The sequence below is a fragment of the Halorhabdus rudnickae genome, assembly GCF_900880625.1.
In the GTDB taxonomy this organism is placed as follows: domain Archaea; phylum Halobacteriota; class Halobacteria; order Halobacteriales; family Haloarculaceae; genus Halorhabdus; species Halorhabdus rudnickae.
The window spans coordinates 82,346-98,076 of sequence record NZ_CAAHFB010000004.1; the positions used below are offsets into that span (position 1 = coordinate 82,346).

Consider the following 15,731-nt stretch of genomic DNA (forward strand, 5'->3'; position numbering starts at 1 on the left):
TAACCACCAACTCTTATATACTATGGTTGCAAACTTGGTGAGTAACGTATGGCCCAGCTAGAGTTGGAGCATCTCGTCAAGGAGTTCCCCGACGGTGATAGTACGATCACTGCAGTCGAGGATGTCAACCTCTCGCTAGAGGACGGGGAATTCCTCGTCCTCGTCGGCCCGTCAGGGTGCGGGAAGTCGACGACACTCCGGATGATTGCCGGACTTGAGACGGCCACAACTGGTGATATTCGGATCGAAGGCGACTCCGTGACTGGCAAAGAGCCTCGGAACCGAGATATCGCGATGGTATTTCAAAACTACGCGCTGTACCCGCATATGACGGCTCGGGAAAACATCTCTTTCGGGCTGAAGATGACGACAGACTTGTCCAAAGATACGATCGGAACCCGTGTTGAGGAAGTCGCAGAGATGATGGGTATCAGTGAACTTCTGGATGACGAACCGAGCGAACTATCTGGTGGCCAACAACAACGGGTAGCTCTCGGCCGGGCGATCGTCCGTGATCCGGAGGTGTTCCTCATGGACGAACCACTCTCGAACCTTGACGCCAAGTTGCGGACCAAAATGCGGACTGAACTCAAAAGTCTGCAAAACGAACTCGGCGTCACGACCATCTACGTTACACACGACCAGACCGAAGCAATGACGATGGGCGATCGCATCGCGATTCTCAACGACGGGGAACTCCAGCAGATCGGCACCCCTCTGGAGTGCTATCACCGCCCGGCCAACAAATTTGTCGCCGGATTTATCGGCTCTCCGTCGACGAACTTCGTCGATGTCCAGTGTGAGTCGGGTCGGTTGGTTCACGACGACTTCGAATATGCGCTCTCGCCCGAGACTGCATCGTTACTGGACGGATACGATTCAGTTACTCTCGGGATCCGTCCGGAAGACATCACGTTGACTGAGAGTACTGGAAAGAAAGACGTCATGACAGCGACTGTCGATGTCGTGGAACCACTCGGTGACCTTTCACACGTTTATACCGAAGTCAATGGGAGACAGATCACAGTCACCGTCGACGGTGGCGTCGACTTAGCAAGCCAGTCCGAGATCGGCTTGGAGTTCTCCGAGGACGCTATCCATCTATTCGACCCCGAGACCGGCGAAGCGATCAAGAACAGCGAAACAGAACTCGAAGACACTTCACTCATCGCCGCCTGAGTACGTCCACTGACCATATATCGCATTCAACACACAATGACGGTAGTTCATACACACAAAAATTCCGAGCATCAATGAGTCTGGATTGTTCTCGTTTCACGGTTACAGGAATCTCCAGCCCTGGTGACTACAGTCGGCCCTCTCGAAGGTCCTCAAGATCTCGGGCATGGTCTCCATCTGTTATTTGCCACACTGCCCGTAACATTCGCCTCCCTCGGGCACGTGGGGCGCGTCATTGGGCCGTAAGTGACGTGGTCTATTCCCAGCGAGACGCTTCGAACCTATGTTGTTGATCGGCGTTGACTCCGGAGGAACGAAAACCCTCTGTGTGGCGGTCGATGAAGCATTTAGACTCCAGGGAACTGGACAGAGTGGTCCAGGTCGATATACTGCGGTTGGCGTCGACACTGCGAGGCAGAACATACAGACAGCCATCGAGCGTGCGTTACCAGACGGTTCCACGGACGAACACGTCGTCGGGGGGTTCGGACTGAGCGGACTCGACAGCCAACGCGATCGGACGATTATTAGCGAGTTTCTGTCCGATATCAACGCTGTCGAGGACTATATTATCGAGAACGATGTCGTCGTAGCTCACGAGTCGTTGTTCCCTGATCGACGTGGGATCACTGTCATTTCAGGGACAGGATCAGTCGCCTATGGAAGAACTCGAGACGGGGACTCTCACCGTGTCGGCGGATGGGGATGGCTCATTGGTGATGAAGGCAGCGGATTCGACGTTGCAAGGCGAGGACTACAAGCTGCTACACGCGCGCAGGATGATCGAGCGAAGACGACTTCACTCGTCGATGGTGCCTGTGAGCATTTCGATCTCGCGTCGTTCGACGACGTCCTCTCGTATGCCTACCAGGATATCGAGCATCCAAAAGACATCGCCTCGTTCGCTAAAGAAGTCATCGCCGCGGCAAAAGCGGGCGACGAGGTTGCTCAGGACATCGTCCACACTGCGGGCATGGAGTTGGCGTTGGCGGCCGAAACGATACAGGCTCGACTCGACATCGAGACCCCCGTTCCTGTCGGCTGTCTCGGGGGATTCGGAAGGGCTGGTCCCGTCACTGAAGCGTTTTCCCGCGAGATCGATCGGCTTCTTCCGGACGCAACTCTTGTGGATCCAATCGCTCATCCGGTCGTTGGCAGCGTCGGGCTGGCTGCCAGCAAAGCCGGACTTGACGCCACTCGAAGCCGGCTCGACACACTCGATCAAGCTATCGATGAGTCCCGATCATAATGTGGATCTCACCAGTCATGTGTCTCCAACCGAATCCGGCAGTAGTCATATTTTCTGGGTAAGATGAATACAGTCGGCCATTGGTCATGGGTTCGCAGCGGCTGCATGCAGTGGCCACTGTGTGCTAGTCCAAATCACCTACCTCACGCAGCGAGTGACCAGTGTCGGCTGGATACACTACCACTCGAATACGCTACTGTGGAGCGACGGCCTGAACAGGCGACCCACCGTTACGAGTGGACTGGATATGAACATATCCACTGGCTCCGACCTGCTTTTCATTCGGTCGGGTGGGACCAGTCTCATCCGACAGAGCCGACCTGCATACGGGACCTGTCAAACTCCCTTAGACCGGTCAAGCGGAGGGAATGACTTCGATGGACGTTGTCATTGTTCTTGGTCAGCGGCTCAACGGTCCAGAGCTACATCCCGAATTAAAAGGTCGTGTCGACGTGGCGATGACGGCACGGTCCCGTGTCGATGCGGCGTATCTCATTTGTAGTGGTGGTCAATCAAATCCAAAGGTGTCACGGACCGAGGCAGCCGTCATGGGCGACTATGCCGTCCAGAACGGAATTGATCCCCAACATGTCCTCTTAGAAGAGCACGCACACGACACGATTGGTAATGCGTACTTCTCACGGTTGCTCATCGAGGAGCTTGGCGATGTCGATACCGTCCACGTTGTCACTTCGTGTTATCACCTTCCTCGGGCACGGTATGTCTTTCAGCAGTGTTTCGGTCCGTCCTACCGAATCGAAACGGAGTGGTGTCATCCCACTGACTCCGTTCACCACGGTGATGAGGTACTCTCGATCCGACGAAGCAAGCGGTTTTTCGAGCCGATCGCTCGTGGAAACCTTTCTCAGATCCGGGCGCGAATGAGTGAGCACGTTGTCATGTATAGCGATCCCGTCTCGACACTCCCGGTCAGTCAGGTGCGATACGACGACTGAGCGAATTGGTCTCCGCTTTCTCGGACGTGAGGCCCCAGCGGTCGGTTCCGAAAGCCCATCAGGTACGGATGTCAGGCTATCGTCGTCGGAAGATATCGACTAGATTTCCCGCAGTTCGATCGACGTCGTGGGTGTCGATGAATTCAGCCATTGTCGTCTTGAGATCAATGAGCTGTGACGGCGTCACGCTGAGGCCGTGTGTGATAGATTTCGGTTGTGAGTGTGATTCGTCCAGTGCGTGCATCTGATCGCGTGTAAATGCCGAAAACGATTGCGTGGTACAATCGTTTCGGACTGGGACCGACCCTTTCTGGTTGTTGAACTGCCTTTGGCCGCGTTTAGAGAGTACGTATTCAGCGAACTGACGGAGTTTATCTTCGGCCGCTGACGCAGATGCAGACGGAATGAATGCGTCCATAGCAACCATATACTGACGCTCCGTTCCCGGGAATGGAATCCGATCCCAGTCGCTTTGATACGCGAAGCCAGAACGCTCGACGAACGCGCCGCCAGCCCAGTCGCCTTGCGGGTACAGGGGGGATTCTCCAGAGAGAAATCGTTCGTTCGTATCGACCATCGACCAGTGCAGCGACTGATCCGCGCTTACGGATGCAATCGTTTGCAAAATCTCCAGGGACGTCGTTATCGCCTCTTCGTGCTGGTCGACATCTCCTGCAGTGATGGCCTCGAATACTGACGTATCGTATTGACCGAGCAAAACGACTTCGAACAACTGTAACACTGTCCAAGGATCCACCATCGGGAACAGCACTGGGGAGCTGCGGTTTTCCTCGGCGGCTGCCCGTAGCTCCATTGCTAGCTCCTCTGGCGTCGTGATTGATTCGAGTTCGATACCCATGTCTTCAGCTCGCTGTCGATGGATATACAGATCGTTGACCCGGTGGATGCTGACCGGGACAGCACGATACGACCCGTCGAAATTCACCGCCTGGGTCGCCACGGGCCGGACAGACTCCTCCGCATCGGTGTGTTCCCAAATCTCGGTGATGTCTCGCACAACACCCGCAGCCACGTACTCTCTGAGGTTCTCACCGGGCCAGGCTACCCATACATCCGGCGGCCGCTCCTGCAGAATCAATGTCTTGACCTGTAGCCGAAGATTGTCGCACTGCGTCGTATCAATTCCTGTTTTGGGATGGGATTCTTCGAATCCATCTAAAAGAGCCGACAACGCATCTGCGCCGTCCCCGCTGACGTAATGATGGGCGAGATCGATGGTACTCTTACCTTCGCTATGTCTGTCCATACAAATCCCTATTTCTGTGGTCCGTGCGAGTCGATAATGAATCTTTGTAATTATCACGTCTCTTGTAGGTTTGTTTTCTCTGTGCCAATAGACGAGCAAAACAACTTCGCATACGAGTCCCGAAATATCTATTCACGTCTTGTCGTACCCAATTCCTCTCAGAGGTGTTTTCTCGTCTCTTATATACTGAGAAAACGTCATAGCATCTATGACTGTGCTTGCGACGGTAATCGTGACTGGAGATCTCCGTTTTTGGACGGCCAATCGACGGTTGGAATATATAGATACACTGCCAAAATACGAAATACATAGATCATCCAACCATTGTATGCTGGGTAAGACTACGAATAATCGACTTTTGTTGGTGCGGGGGTACCTGGATACTTCGCCGGAATATACTCATGATATAACAGAAAGAGTAGCGTGGACTACTGAAAGACGAGGCAGAGTAGTAGGTGATCCGAATCCGTTATACTCTCTTAGATATAATGACAGACAATGGCTGACAAGTTGATAGAACTGATACAGTCGTTTGGATTTACTGACAAGGAAACTGAGGCCTTTATTACTATTCTCGAAGAGGGTCCGATCACAGTTCAAGAGATCGTCGAACAGTCGGACATCTCCCGCAGACATACGTATAATGCAATCGATAACCTTCAACAGTACAATTTTGTCGTCGTCAACGAGTACCTTACACCGGCAACCGTCGAGCCGGCGCCTCCGCAGAAAGTCTACCAGCAGGTCCAGCATCTCGGAGATCAACTTTATGAACAACTCGAAAGTCGGTATCGGCGTAGTTATCACGAGCAGGCAGACGTGAAAGTACTCAAATCCCGGTCGACAGTCACTCGGACGATTCGTGATATGGTATCGTCTGCTCGACGACGAGTCGGTATCTCTATTCCACTTCAATTCCTGCCGGTGGTCCACGAACAGCTTGTCGATGCGGTCGATCGAAACGTCGCAACGATGCTCTTGCTGACTGATTTCGAGGAAGACCAAACGGACCTCGACGCGCCGATCACCGATGCAGCCGATGTCATTCGATACCGAGACGACCCTGGCCTTATTCTACTTGCCGTCGACCGTGAATCCGCCCTCGTCGCGCCGCCCGAAATTACCAACTCTCAGGGCCAACGCAGCGCGTTGTACTCTTCTCAGCCACATCTAGAGAGTGTTGCCTTCACGACGCTGATGGAATACGAGTGGCAAATGGGCGAGGAGTTCCACGTTGCCTCTCCGCGTGGCTTACCCACGACATATTCAAACGTCCGAAAAGCCGTTATCGATGCAACACTCTATATGAACGACGAGGTTAGCCTCGTCGCAGAAGTCGAAGCACGGCCCGTCGACAATTCGGACACGGTCGAAACAATTACTGGTGATGTCGTCCGAGTTGGGCAGCGTCTCATTAGTCCGATCACGACTGATATTCCATATCAATCATGTCTGTATATCGATACTGGTGACGAGGTTGTCACTGCCGGTGGGGTCAACGCTACTCTTGAGGACCACCGGGCCCTCTCTATCAAGCTTGATGCAGCCCCATCTAATAGTTTGGATTCTGATGGTTAGATATTCATCTCGGACTTCAGAATGTCGAAGGTCTATTTCATCACGGTTTCAGATATTATAATTTTCGTTATTGTTGTGTTCTAATATGAACGGGGACGTGTTCTTGCGGGGGAGTACTGTCGGAGTGAGATTAGGCAGTCACTATCCAAGACAGCTCCCGACATTGGGTGTCGTGGCCGGTAGGCTCTTCGAAGCGTTCATTCATCCCGCTCTATTCAAGTAGCACTTTCAGATACGTCGCTGCTATGTGGACCGATCTGGACTGGTCTGTAGCTGTTTCTGCAGCGACGTATTTATAATATCTTGAAACCCAACTATTTTCGCGTATTATATAATAAATAACATAATTGTGTTCGCTCTAGTTTCACTGTACTCAACCTGCATTCGGCCCCCTGATCGGTGCAGAGTAGGTTGACAATGTCGGGCACTATCGACGTAAGACACGACGGATTCGACGTCGCCGTTCCCGTTGTATTCCTCCAGAAACCTGTGTTACTGTGGTCGTAGTCGTCGAATTTAGCCGAATTTTACGGTAATTCGGTCGCTTCCGGATTCGATGTAACCTCCAGCCAGTATTGTTGGCCGTTGATTCGAATCTCTGTTTCTTTGAGCGCGATCTGGTTCGGCACGCTCCCACTGACTGGCTGTCGATCGGTTTGCCGCACCTACTCCCCGATTGCTTTCCGCGAGCGCTGAACAGCAGATATATAAAAATATAAAATTGTATTTGGATATGATTGGTCAATCCAATGTGACCGAATGCTACGTTCTAGTAGATACCGTGGTGTCTGATTACACGTCACGAAACCGACCCCGATTCTGCCGCTGCTACTACGCTAGGGTATCTTCTTTATGTGACAACTCAAAATCATCACCCCTCAGTTTCTACCTTTGCCAACCATTGTCTTGGCACTTTTCTTCATACGACAGCAGTAGATCAAAGCTTAGACCCAGAGATGTCTACTGGCGAGCAATCGAAAGTAAAGTAGAGTGGGGTGGGTGGGGGGTGGGGGAAAGTGGGCACCTAACGGTGCCACATCTAACGTGTTCGTAGCCATGTGTAAAAAACCATCGGCCGCATTATCACTATTGATTCTATCCAGCGGGACGGAAATCCAGAATAGACGATCCAATTTCCAGTAGGGATACTCACGTACTAGTGGACGGATTGATGGTGAAACGGGGAGACTGCCCCGTGGCAGAGTACTCGGAGTAAGGATGTTAGCCCGTCCGACCCAGGTAAGCTCTCGATGAACCGACCGGACAACCGCTCCCTTCTGGCTCGTCTACACTGTTGATTTTGGCGATCCTGGCGACGATTGCCATCCTGTTGTCGATCGTCGTTGTGTCCTGAGCCGTCCCGTGGGGGACGCAAAACCCGGTGGATTTCTCCCGACTGGCTTTTGGTTCGTCCGGACAGGGCCCCAGCATGCGACTTGGAGTCAATGCCGGCGTTGGCGTGTGTGGCTCAACCCGATCGGTGACGATCCGCCGAGCGCGAGCGATCTACGTGTACGCTTGGCAAGGCCGTACTCACTGGTCTTTCGGTCCCCTGACAGTCAGGACGGGTACGTCGGCCGTCCGGATCAGTTTCTCCGTGACGCCACCGAAGAGGTAGCGATCGAGGCTGGTCCGGCCGTGGGTCCCGAGCACGATCAGGTCTACCCGTTCCGCTGTGGCGTATTCACGGATTGTTTCCGGGATCGAACGGCCGTGGACGACGGCGGTCGAGACTTCGGGAACGCGTCTGCGAGCGGTCGACGCGGCTGACTCGACGGCCCGTTCGGCCATTTCCTCGCGGCGCTCGCGTTCGGCCGACGGGTGGATGTTGCCGTCCGGCCTGGGCTTCTCGACGACGGACAGTGTCGACAGCGGGGCGTCTGCCGTTTCGGCCAGTGCCACCCCGACTTCGAGGGCCGCCGCCGCAGACTGGCTCCCGTCGGTCGGCACCAGCACCCGGCGGTATGGATAGCGCAACTCGGCGTCGGGACAGGCGGTGAGGACTGGCACGTCGGCGAGTCGCATGACTTTGGCCGTGACACTTCCCAGCAAGAGTCGTTCCAGCCCGGTGCGGCCGTGGGTCGGCATTACGATCAGGTCGACGTTGTCCTCCTCTGCGTACTCGAGTATCTCCCGGTAAGGTCGTCCCTCCCGGAGGACTGTCTCGCTATCGAGACCCCGATCGCGGATACGGTCGGCAGCCAGATCGAGAACCTCCCGTCCCGGATACTCCCCGTCGGCGTCCCCGACGGTCAGGACGTGGACGCTCGCGTCGTGGTCCGCAGCCAGATCCAGGGCGTGTTCTAAAGTCGCTGTCGCGCCCGCGCTACCGTCCGTCGGGAACAAGATCCGCTCGATCATACCGGCAAGTACAGCCGCCACTCGCAAAAGCCTACCTCAGAACGCGCGGTCGTACTGGGCCGGGACGCGGACTCGATCCAGCGCGTCGAGTTCGGCCGCTGCACGGAGCGTGAAGTACGGATCCCGGAGGTGTTCGCGGCCAACGATCGCCAGATCGGCCCGGCCGTTTTCGATCAGTTGACTCGCTTGCTGGGGCGTTGTAATCGCACCGACCGCACCGACACGCAACGACGCCGGCGTCGACTCTTGGATGCGCTCGGCATACGGTACCTGATAGCCCGGTCCGGCGTCGGCAGGGGAGGAGTCCGGCGCGATGCCACCCGCACTCACGTCGATCAGATCGACGCCGGCCGCGGCGAGGTCGCCGGCCAGCCGGACTGATTGCTCCAGCGTCCAGGACTCCCGGTCGTCGAACCAGTCCGTCGCGGAGATTCGGACGAACACGGGCTTGTCGTCGGGCCAGACTGCCCGGACGGCCGCGACGACTTCCCGGAGCAGTCGCGTCCGGTTCTCGAAGTCCCCGCCGTACTCGTCGGTGCGGTCGTTGATGACCGGCGAGAGGAACTCGTGGAGCAGATACCCGTGGGCCGCGTGCACCTCAGCGATCTCGAAACCGGCTTCGAGCGCGTTCTCGGCACCCGACCGGAACGACTCGACGACGTCCTCGATGTCCGTTTGGTCCATACGGCGGTGGGGTGGTGCCGGTTCGTCGTATGGCCAGGGCGTCCCGCTCGGGGCGATCGTTTCCCAGCCGCCGGCGTCCGGCTGGACGGGCTCGCTTCCCTCCCAGGGTCGGCTCTTGGACGCCTTCCGGCCGGCGTGGGCGAGCTGGATCGCGGGAATCGAGCCCTGCTCGGAGATGAACTCCGTGATCGGCTGCCAGGCTTCGACGTGCTCGCCCGACCAGATCCCGGTGTCTTCCGGGGAGATGCGGCCCCGCGGTTCGACGGCCGTCGCCTCGCTCATGACGACGCCCGCGCCACCGACGGCCCGACTGCCGAGGTGGACGCGGTGCCAGTCGGTCGGTACACCGTCGCGGTCCTCGACGGAGTACTGGCACATCGGTGAGACCATCACGCGATTGGGGGCGGTCACGTCACGCATTTTGAGCGGCGAGAAGAGGTCCGATGTCATCTTGGCGGGCTTGGAGAGCGGGACGGAAGTACGTCCCGACTCGACCGTCAGATCGGTCTTCTTCGTCGCTTGAGAGCTCGTCTGTCCCGCCTCGGTCTATATTTGGCAACAATTGGCATCCAAGGAAGATTTACAAGGCCTCGCCCGCGACCGATAGACATGGCCGCATACGGCCGGCCGACGTTGCGCGACTTGTTCGATGATTCTCCGACGCCGCACATCGCCCACCCACCGCGGACACACCACCGCGATTTCTACCTGGCGACCGACGGTTCCTTCCGGGGTTCCGAGGGCGGACTCGGCGTCGTGATCGAGACCCGGGATGGCGAGCGCGTCGCTCGTCTATCGGTGCCCGACGTGGTTCCCGACAACAACGTCGCGGAGTATCGGGCGCTACACCTCGGGTTGGACGTACTCGCTGCGCGGGCACCTCGTGACTCGCGGGTGGGTGTCCTCGTCGACCACGATGAACTGGCCGGCAACGTCAACGCGGCGAAACTGGCCGCACGACACCCCGACAACGAGCCGCCACATCGGTTTTCGGTCCCACCGACCGCTCGGCATCACTGGCGAGGGATCCGGGCACGTATCTGTGGGTTTGCGTCCCTGCGAGCGGCCCGGATCGACGGTGGCGTCAACCCCGCACACCCGCTGGCGAACTCGCCCGCCGAATACGCACACGTCAACTACGAGTCCGACCGGTGTCTCCGACCCGAACCGCCACAGAACGGTGACCAGCGCATTCCGCCGCCATCGCGTGCTGACCGGCCGGCCGACGACTGATCATTTCGAGATAGCCAATTAGCCAAATTGGTAATATTAATATGAATGGCACAGACTCAACAGACATTCAATTTGCCCCTGAGTCCGAGTGGAATGATAATCCGGTACTGACAGAGTTCGCTGGCGACGGTCCACTCTATCGGCAACAAAGTGTGGAATTAGACGAGACAAAACCAGACGAAAATAGTGAAAGTTAACACGATTCTTCTTCGCTATGACTAAAGAAGCTTATGTCTTCTTCTTCGATCTCAGCGATTAGACTGGTACAACCCCCGCTTTTGATGGATATTTTCTCTTGTGCGTCGGAATTTCTCTTGCTCACGATAATGTTATACTCACCCGCTTCTTTTGTCCATCCTCCAGAAAGAACCGGTGGTCTTTCCGAAGTGGATATCTGAATATTAGAACTGTATACTCTCTCAGAATCATGATTGATCTGAAGGGTAATGATTATATTTTCTCCCGTCTTGTTTATCAACGTAATTTCTTTCAGTATTGCATTCTCACTATCTTCGTTGTAGGTACAACCCGAGACTGGGACAACCAATCCAGAGATTAACACTGTTATGAAAGACCGACGCTCCATGTTTCATATTCAGGACTAATAATTAATCAATTCTTCTCAATAGGATCTGTTCCTGATTAGACGATCGAACTACTCTGCTGTGGGGGTCTTTGTTCAGCATCGTCTTCCCTGACTGACTTCTAAATATTAAACTCACTCGGGGACGGATCGGGAGAGGTTCGGTTGTGACCATTCCCATTAGATATGACCCACACCGGTCGAAGACGATAGTCAAACCATCACTACTTCATGTGTTGGGCCTATACTCTTGCTCTCTTGACGGTCGGCGAACTCGAAAACAGCGATCGAAGCGCTACTACCCTTCCTGCTGGGCGTCGACGACGGCGACGCCCGCCAGGTTGACGATGTCCTCAACGTCGTCGCCGCGCTGGATCACGTGCACGGGCCTGTCCATCCCGGCCAGCATCGGTCCCACCGCCCCGGCACCGGCGAGGTTCTGGAGGAGCTTGTAGGCGATGTTGCCCGCCTCCAGGCTCGGGAAGATCAGCACGTTCGCCGGGTCATCGAGGTCTGCAAAGTCGTAGGTGCCCGTTAGCGCGTCCCGGAGCAAGGCCGTATCGGCCTGCATCTCGCCGTCGACGGGGATGTCGACCGCCGGATCGTCCCGCAGTCGACGGGCGGCCTCCCGCGGGGCGTGGGTGTGCTCGTCGTCGACGCTGCCGAAGTCACTGTAGGACAGCAACGCGGCCCGCGGGTCGACGTTGAATCGCCGGGCGATTTCAGCCGTGTGGCAGGTGATTTCAGTCAGGACGTCGGCGTCAGGATCAGGGTTGACGGTCGCGTCCGCGACGAATATCACTCGATTCCGGAAGGTGAGCATGTACACGCCCGCGGCGTAGTCGGTGTCGGGCGCGGTACCGATGACCTCAAGCGGTGGTCGCAGGGCCGAGGGATAGTGGTTGGTCGCACCGGTCAGCATGGCGTCGGCGTCGCCGGTCTCGACCATGACGCTGGCCAGGTAATCGCCGTCCGCGAGCAGTTCACGAGCCTCCTTGCGCGTGACGCCCTTGCGCTTGCGAAGTTCGTACAGGCGGTCGGCGTATCGCTCGACATCCTCATCTTCGAGATCAACTACCGTCGGCTCGAAAGAGAGACCGAGTCGGTCTGCACTCGCCCGAATCCATTCTCTATCGCCGACGAGAATCGGCTCGGCGATCCCCCGATCGACCAGTTGGTAGGCCGCTCGAACCATCGCGTCGTCGTTTCCTTCCGCCAAGACCACACGCTGAGGGTCGCTCTTTGCCTTGTTGAGGACGACTCGCATCATCTCGCGGGACTTTCCCAGCCGTGCTTCCAGGGACTCGACGTAGGTGTCCAGGTCCGGGCTCTGACGTGCGGCCCCCGATTCGATGGCGGCCCTGGCGACCGCGGGGGCCACCTCGAAGAGGACCCGCGGGTCCAGTGGCTTGGGGATGACGTACTCGGGACCGAACTGGATAGGTTCGCCACCGTACGCGGAGACGACCGCGTCCGGGACGTCTTCGCGGGCCAGCGCGGCCAGCGCCTCGGCAGCAGCGACTTTCATCTCTTCGTTGATGGTGCGGGCGCGAGCGTCCAGCGCCCCGCGGAAGATGAACGGGAATCCGAGGACGTTGTTGACCTGGTTTGGATAGTCCGATCGGCCGGTCGCGACGATCGTCGTCCCCTCGCCGGCCTCCGTGGCCGCGGCGTAGTCGATCTCCGGGTCCGGGTTGGCCATCGGGAAGACGATCGGATCCGCGGCCATCGAGGCGACCATACCCCGGTCGACGATCCCGCCGACCGACAGCCCGACGAAGACGTCCGCGCCGGCCATCGCGTCGGCCAGATCGCCCGCTGGCCGGTCGCTCGCGAACTCGGCCTTGTATTCGTTGACGTCGCCGGCCGCGGCTCGATCCTCGGTCACGATCCCGCCTGAGTCGACCATTGTGATTCCCTCCTGTGGTACCCCCAGTGATTCGAAGAACCGCGCCGTCGCGATCGCGCTCGCCCCGGCCCCCGAAAACACTACATCGAGGTCGGCGAGATCTTTGGCGACGATGTCCGCCGCGTTGAGGAGGGCCGCACCAGAGATGATCGCCGTTCCGTGCTGGTCGTCGTGGAAGACCGGGATCGACAGCGACTCCTTGAGCGCTTCCTCGACGGTGAAACACGCCGGCGCGGCGATGTCCTCGAGATTGACACCACCGAAGGTCGGTTCCAGTGCCTCGACGACGCTGATCATCTCCGCGGGGTCCTCAGCGTCGACTTCCAGATCGAAGACGTCGACGTCGGCGAAGCGTTTGAACAGCACACCCTTGCCTTCCATCACTGGCTTGGAGGCGAGCGGTCCGATGTCGCCCAGGCCCAGCGTCGCGCTGCCGTCCGAGACGACGGCGACGAGGTTCCCCTTCGAGGTATAGTCGAAGGCGTCGGTCGGGTCGGCGTCGATCTCCCGGCACGGGCCGGCGACTCCTGGCGAGTACGCCAGACTGAGGTCCCGCTGGGTGTTGGTCGGTTTGGTCGTGGCGATCTCGAGTTTCCCGGGTGGGTCACGTCGGTGATACTCGAGTGCGTCCTCTTCGAGTCCCATGAGTGAATCCTGTTAGCCAGTACCAAAAAGGATTGCCTGCCGATGGGAACGACCAACCGGCCGGAATGCGGGAGGCTAAGTGGGCCCCGTCCCAACCAGCGCGTATGAATCGGCGGTTTCGCTATCTCGTCGCCGTCACAACGGCGTTCGTCTTCGCGACTATCCTCCTGGGGGTCGCGACGAAATCCTACGGCGCGGGGCTGGCCTGTCAGGCGCGCTGGCCGGTCTGTGATGGCGGTCTATTGAACCTCTTTCCTGAGTCGTTCCCGAGTTTCTTCGAGTGGATCCACCGCGTCGTCGCCGGCGTCGGCGGGCTGTTCATCGTCGGGTCGGCCATCGAAGCCTGGCGTCGGGGCGTCTCCCCGAAAATCCGAAACGCCCTGACAGTTGGCGCCCTGTTGACGCCCCTGCAGGTCGTCCTCGGCCAGCAGACGGTGGTCAACTTCACGTTTCCCGTCCTGACGGCCCACTTCTGGACGGCGTTTACGATCTTCGCCGCGTTCGCGTTCGCGCTGGTTGCGAGCTGGGCAGACGCGATCCGGACGGGTCATCTCAAAGTGGCTGCCGTCGTTGCGTTTGCACTCTTCCCCGTCCAGGTCCTGTTGACACCTCCCTTTATCAGCAGTTACACGCCAGTAATCCAGACGCTGCAGTACGCGGTCCTGCTCGTGCTCGTCCTCGCAGTGATCGCTCTGGTAGTCGTCGGCCGACGGGCGTTCCCGGAGCGCTATCAGTCCGCTCCCGTGATCGCCATCGTCGCGCTCGTCCCGACGGTCTATCTCGGCCGACACTTACTCGCCGGGTCGACGGTCCATCGGGTGGCCTACCTGCTCGCCGGACTCGTCGTTTTCGCAGCACTCGCCATGAGTACGGCGGGCGTCTGGAAGCGCGAACACGTGGGCAACTGACCGTTTCTGTCGTTGCGGTCGTACCCTCCACAATGTTTTCGAGCGCCAAATATAAATGCATCCTGACAGAATGGCTGCCCGATGGAATCACTCGAACTCACTGTCCGCCTACTGGCAGGTGTCTTCCTGATACTGGCCAACGGCTTTTTCGTCGCGATCGAGTTCGCCCTGACTCGTGCTCGCCAGTACACTGAAGAGGAGTTCGTCGGTGACGGCACGAACGCCGGGCTTCGACGCGCCTGGGAGATGACCCAGGACCTCGAGATTTACTTGACGACCTGTCAGGTTGGGATTACGGCCTCCAGTATCGCTGTCGGGATCGTCGCCGAGCCGGCGCTGGCAGCCATCTTCGAGCCGATCTTCCACAACACGGTCCTGGCGTCGATCGGATCCGGTGGGATCATTGCCTTTCTCATCATCAACCTCGTGCATCTGACTCACGGCGAGCAGACGCCGACGTACCTCGGTGTCGAACGCTCCCGGTGGGTCTCGAAGTACGGGGCGAGACCGCTGTACTGGTTCCACTGGCTCATCTCGCCGATCATCGCGCTGGGCGATGGCATCGCCAAATTCACGCTAAAGCTGTTCGGCGTCGAGATGACCGGCGCGTGGCTCGAAACCGAGGAGGACGTCATCGAGTCTCGGGCAGACCTGCGCAATCGCATCGGGTCGGCCCTCGAAGAAGGTGGCCTCACTGAGGAGCGCCGTGAGGAAGTCATGAACGCCCTGGCGATCGGCGAGCGACCCGTACGGGAAGTGATGGTCAACGCAGAGGAGGTCGTTGCGCTCTCGACGGCGGTCGAACCCACGGAAAACTTTCGCCGGATGGAAGAGCACCCCCACACCCGCTACCCCCTGATCGGCGAGGAACTAACGGACTTCGAGGGGGTCGTCTACGTGCCGGTCCTGACGCGCCACCGTGAGGAACTCGCCGCGGAGAACGTCGACTTCGCCGAACTCGCCGCCCCGCCGATGACGCTCTCACCGGACGTCGACGTCAGCGACGCCATCGATCAGTTTCAGGCCGAAAACCAGGAACTCGCCCTGGTACTCGAAGACGGCGAGGTCGTGGGTATGGTCACGGTGACGGACTTACTGGAATCTGTCATGGGCGACGTCGAGGATCCGATCGACACGCGATATCTCTCAGAACTCGAGTAGTCAAAGCGGGCGCTTCGC

The 15,731-nt window shown here is 57.9% G+C and carries 12 protein-coding genes; 7 read left to right on the forward strand and 5 right to left on the reverse strand.

The window, feature by feature from the left end:
* Window positions 1–48: 48 nt before the first annotated feature.
* The 3 genes from BN2694_RS12615 to BN2694_RS12625 all read left to right on the forward strand — a co-directional run bounded on the left by BN2694_RS12615 (window position 49) and on the right by BN2694_RS12625 (window position 3,384).
* Window positions 49–1,179, forward strand: coding sequence for an ABC transporter ATP-binding protein (locus BN2694_RS12615; protein ID WP_135666042.1), 1,131 nt, complete (start codon window positions 49–51; stop codon window positions 1,177–1,179).
* Between the two features lie 283 nt (window positions 1,180–1,462).
* Window positions 1,463–2,428: a BadF/BadG/BcrA/BcrD ATPase family protein gene (locus BN2694_RS12620; RefSeq protein WP_135666044.1), complete on the forward strand. Its 966-nt coding sequence runs from the start codon at window positions 1,463–1,465 to the stop codon at window positions 2,426–2,428.
* Between the two features lie 377 nt (window positions 2,429–2,805).
* Window positions 2,806–3,384, forward strand: coding sequence for a YdcF family protein (locus BN2694_RS12625; RefSeq protein ID WP_167880032.1), 579 nt, complete (start codon window positions 2,806–2,808; stop codon window positions 3,382–3,384).
* A gap of 76 nt (window positions 3,385–3,460) precedes the next feature.
* Here the strand turns inward: BN2694_RS12625 and BN2694_RS12630 are convergent, their stop codons facing one another.
* Window positions 3,461–4,651: an ABC transporter substrate-binding protein gene (locus BN2694_RS12630; RefSeq protein ID WP_167880033.1), complete on the reverse strand. Its 1,191-nt coding sequence runs from the start codon at window positions 4,649–4,651 to the stop codon at window positions 3,461–3,463.
* Window positions 4,652–5,149: 498 nt separating this feature from the next.
* Between BN2694_RS12630 and BN2694_RS12635 the strand changes: the two genes are divergently transcribed.
* Window positions 5,150–6,229 (forward strand): TrmB family transcriptional regulator sugar-binding domain-containing protein, encoded by a 1,080-nt coding sequence (locus tag BN2694_RS12635; RefSeq protein ID WP_135666050.1) that lies wholly within the window; start codon window positions 5,150–5,152, stop codon window positions 6,227–6,229.
* 1,533 nt (window positions 6,230–7,762) lie between these two features.
* On the opposite strand, the gene BN2694_RS12640 is transcribed toward BN2694_RS12635, so the two are convergent.
* Both BN2694_RS12640 and BN2694_RS12645 read right to left on the reverse strand, forming a co-directional pair.
* Entirely contained in the window at window positions 7,763–8,590 is an 828-nt protein-coding gene (locus BN2694_RS12640) for a universal stress protein (protein ID WP_135666052.1), read from the reverse strand.
* Between the two features lie 36 nt (window positions 8,591–8,626).
* On the reverse strand, window positions 8,627–9,724 hold the full coding sequence (locus tag BN2694_RS12645; RefSeq protein ID WP_135666054.1) for an NADH:flavin oxidoreductase/NADH oxidase: 1,098 nt from the start codon (window positions 9,722–9,724) through the stop codon (window positions 8,627–8,629).
* Between the two features lie 159 nt (window positions 9,725–9,883).
* On the opposite strand from BN2694_RS12645, the gene BN2694_RS12650 reads away from it, so the two are divergent.
* A complete protein-coding gene (locus tag BN2694_RS12650) occupies window positions 9,884–10,507 on the forward strand; it encodes a ribonuclease H (protein WP_135666056.1) in 624 nt (207 codons plus the stop codon).
* 193 nt (window positions 10,508–10,700) lie between these two features.
* On the opposite strand, the gene BN2694_RS12655 is transcribed toward BN2694_RS12650, so the two are convergent.
* On the reverse strand, window positions 10,701–11,093 hold the full coding sequence (locus BN2694_RS12655; RefSeq protein ID WP_135666058.1) for a hypothetical protein: 393 nt from the start codon (window positions 11,091–11,093) through the stop codon (window positions 10,701–10,703).
* 295 nt (window positions 11,094–11,388) lie between these two features.
* Complete coding sequence (locus tag BN2694_RS12660; RefSeq protein ID WP_135666060.1) at window positions 11,389–13,644, reverse strand: NADP-dependent malic enzyme; 2,256 nt, start codon at window positions 13,642–13,644, stop codon at window positions 11,389–11,391.
* Between the two features lie 104 nt (window positions 13,645–13,748).
* Here BN2694_RS12660 and BN2694_RS12665 point away from each other — a divergent pair, with 104 nt between their 5' ends.
* The gene (locus BN2694_RS12665) at window positions 13,749–14,552 is read left to right on the forward strand and encodes a COX15/CtaA family protein (RefSeq protein ID WP_135666062.1); all 804 of its coding nucleotides are present in this window, start codon (window positions 13,749–13,751) and stop codon (window positions 14,550–14,552) included.
* Window positions 14,553–14,633: 81 nt separating this feature from the next.
* On the forward strand, window positions 14,634–15,713 hold the full coding sequence (locus BN2694_RS12670) for a hemolysin family protein (RefSeq protein ID WP_135666064.1): 1,080 nt from the start codon (window positions 14,634–14,636) through the stop codon (window positions 15,711–15,713).
* Window positions 15,714–15,731 lie beyond the last annotated feature (18 nt).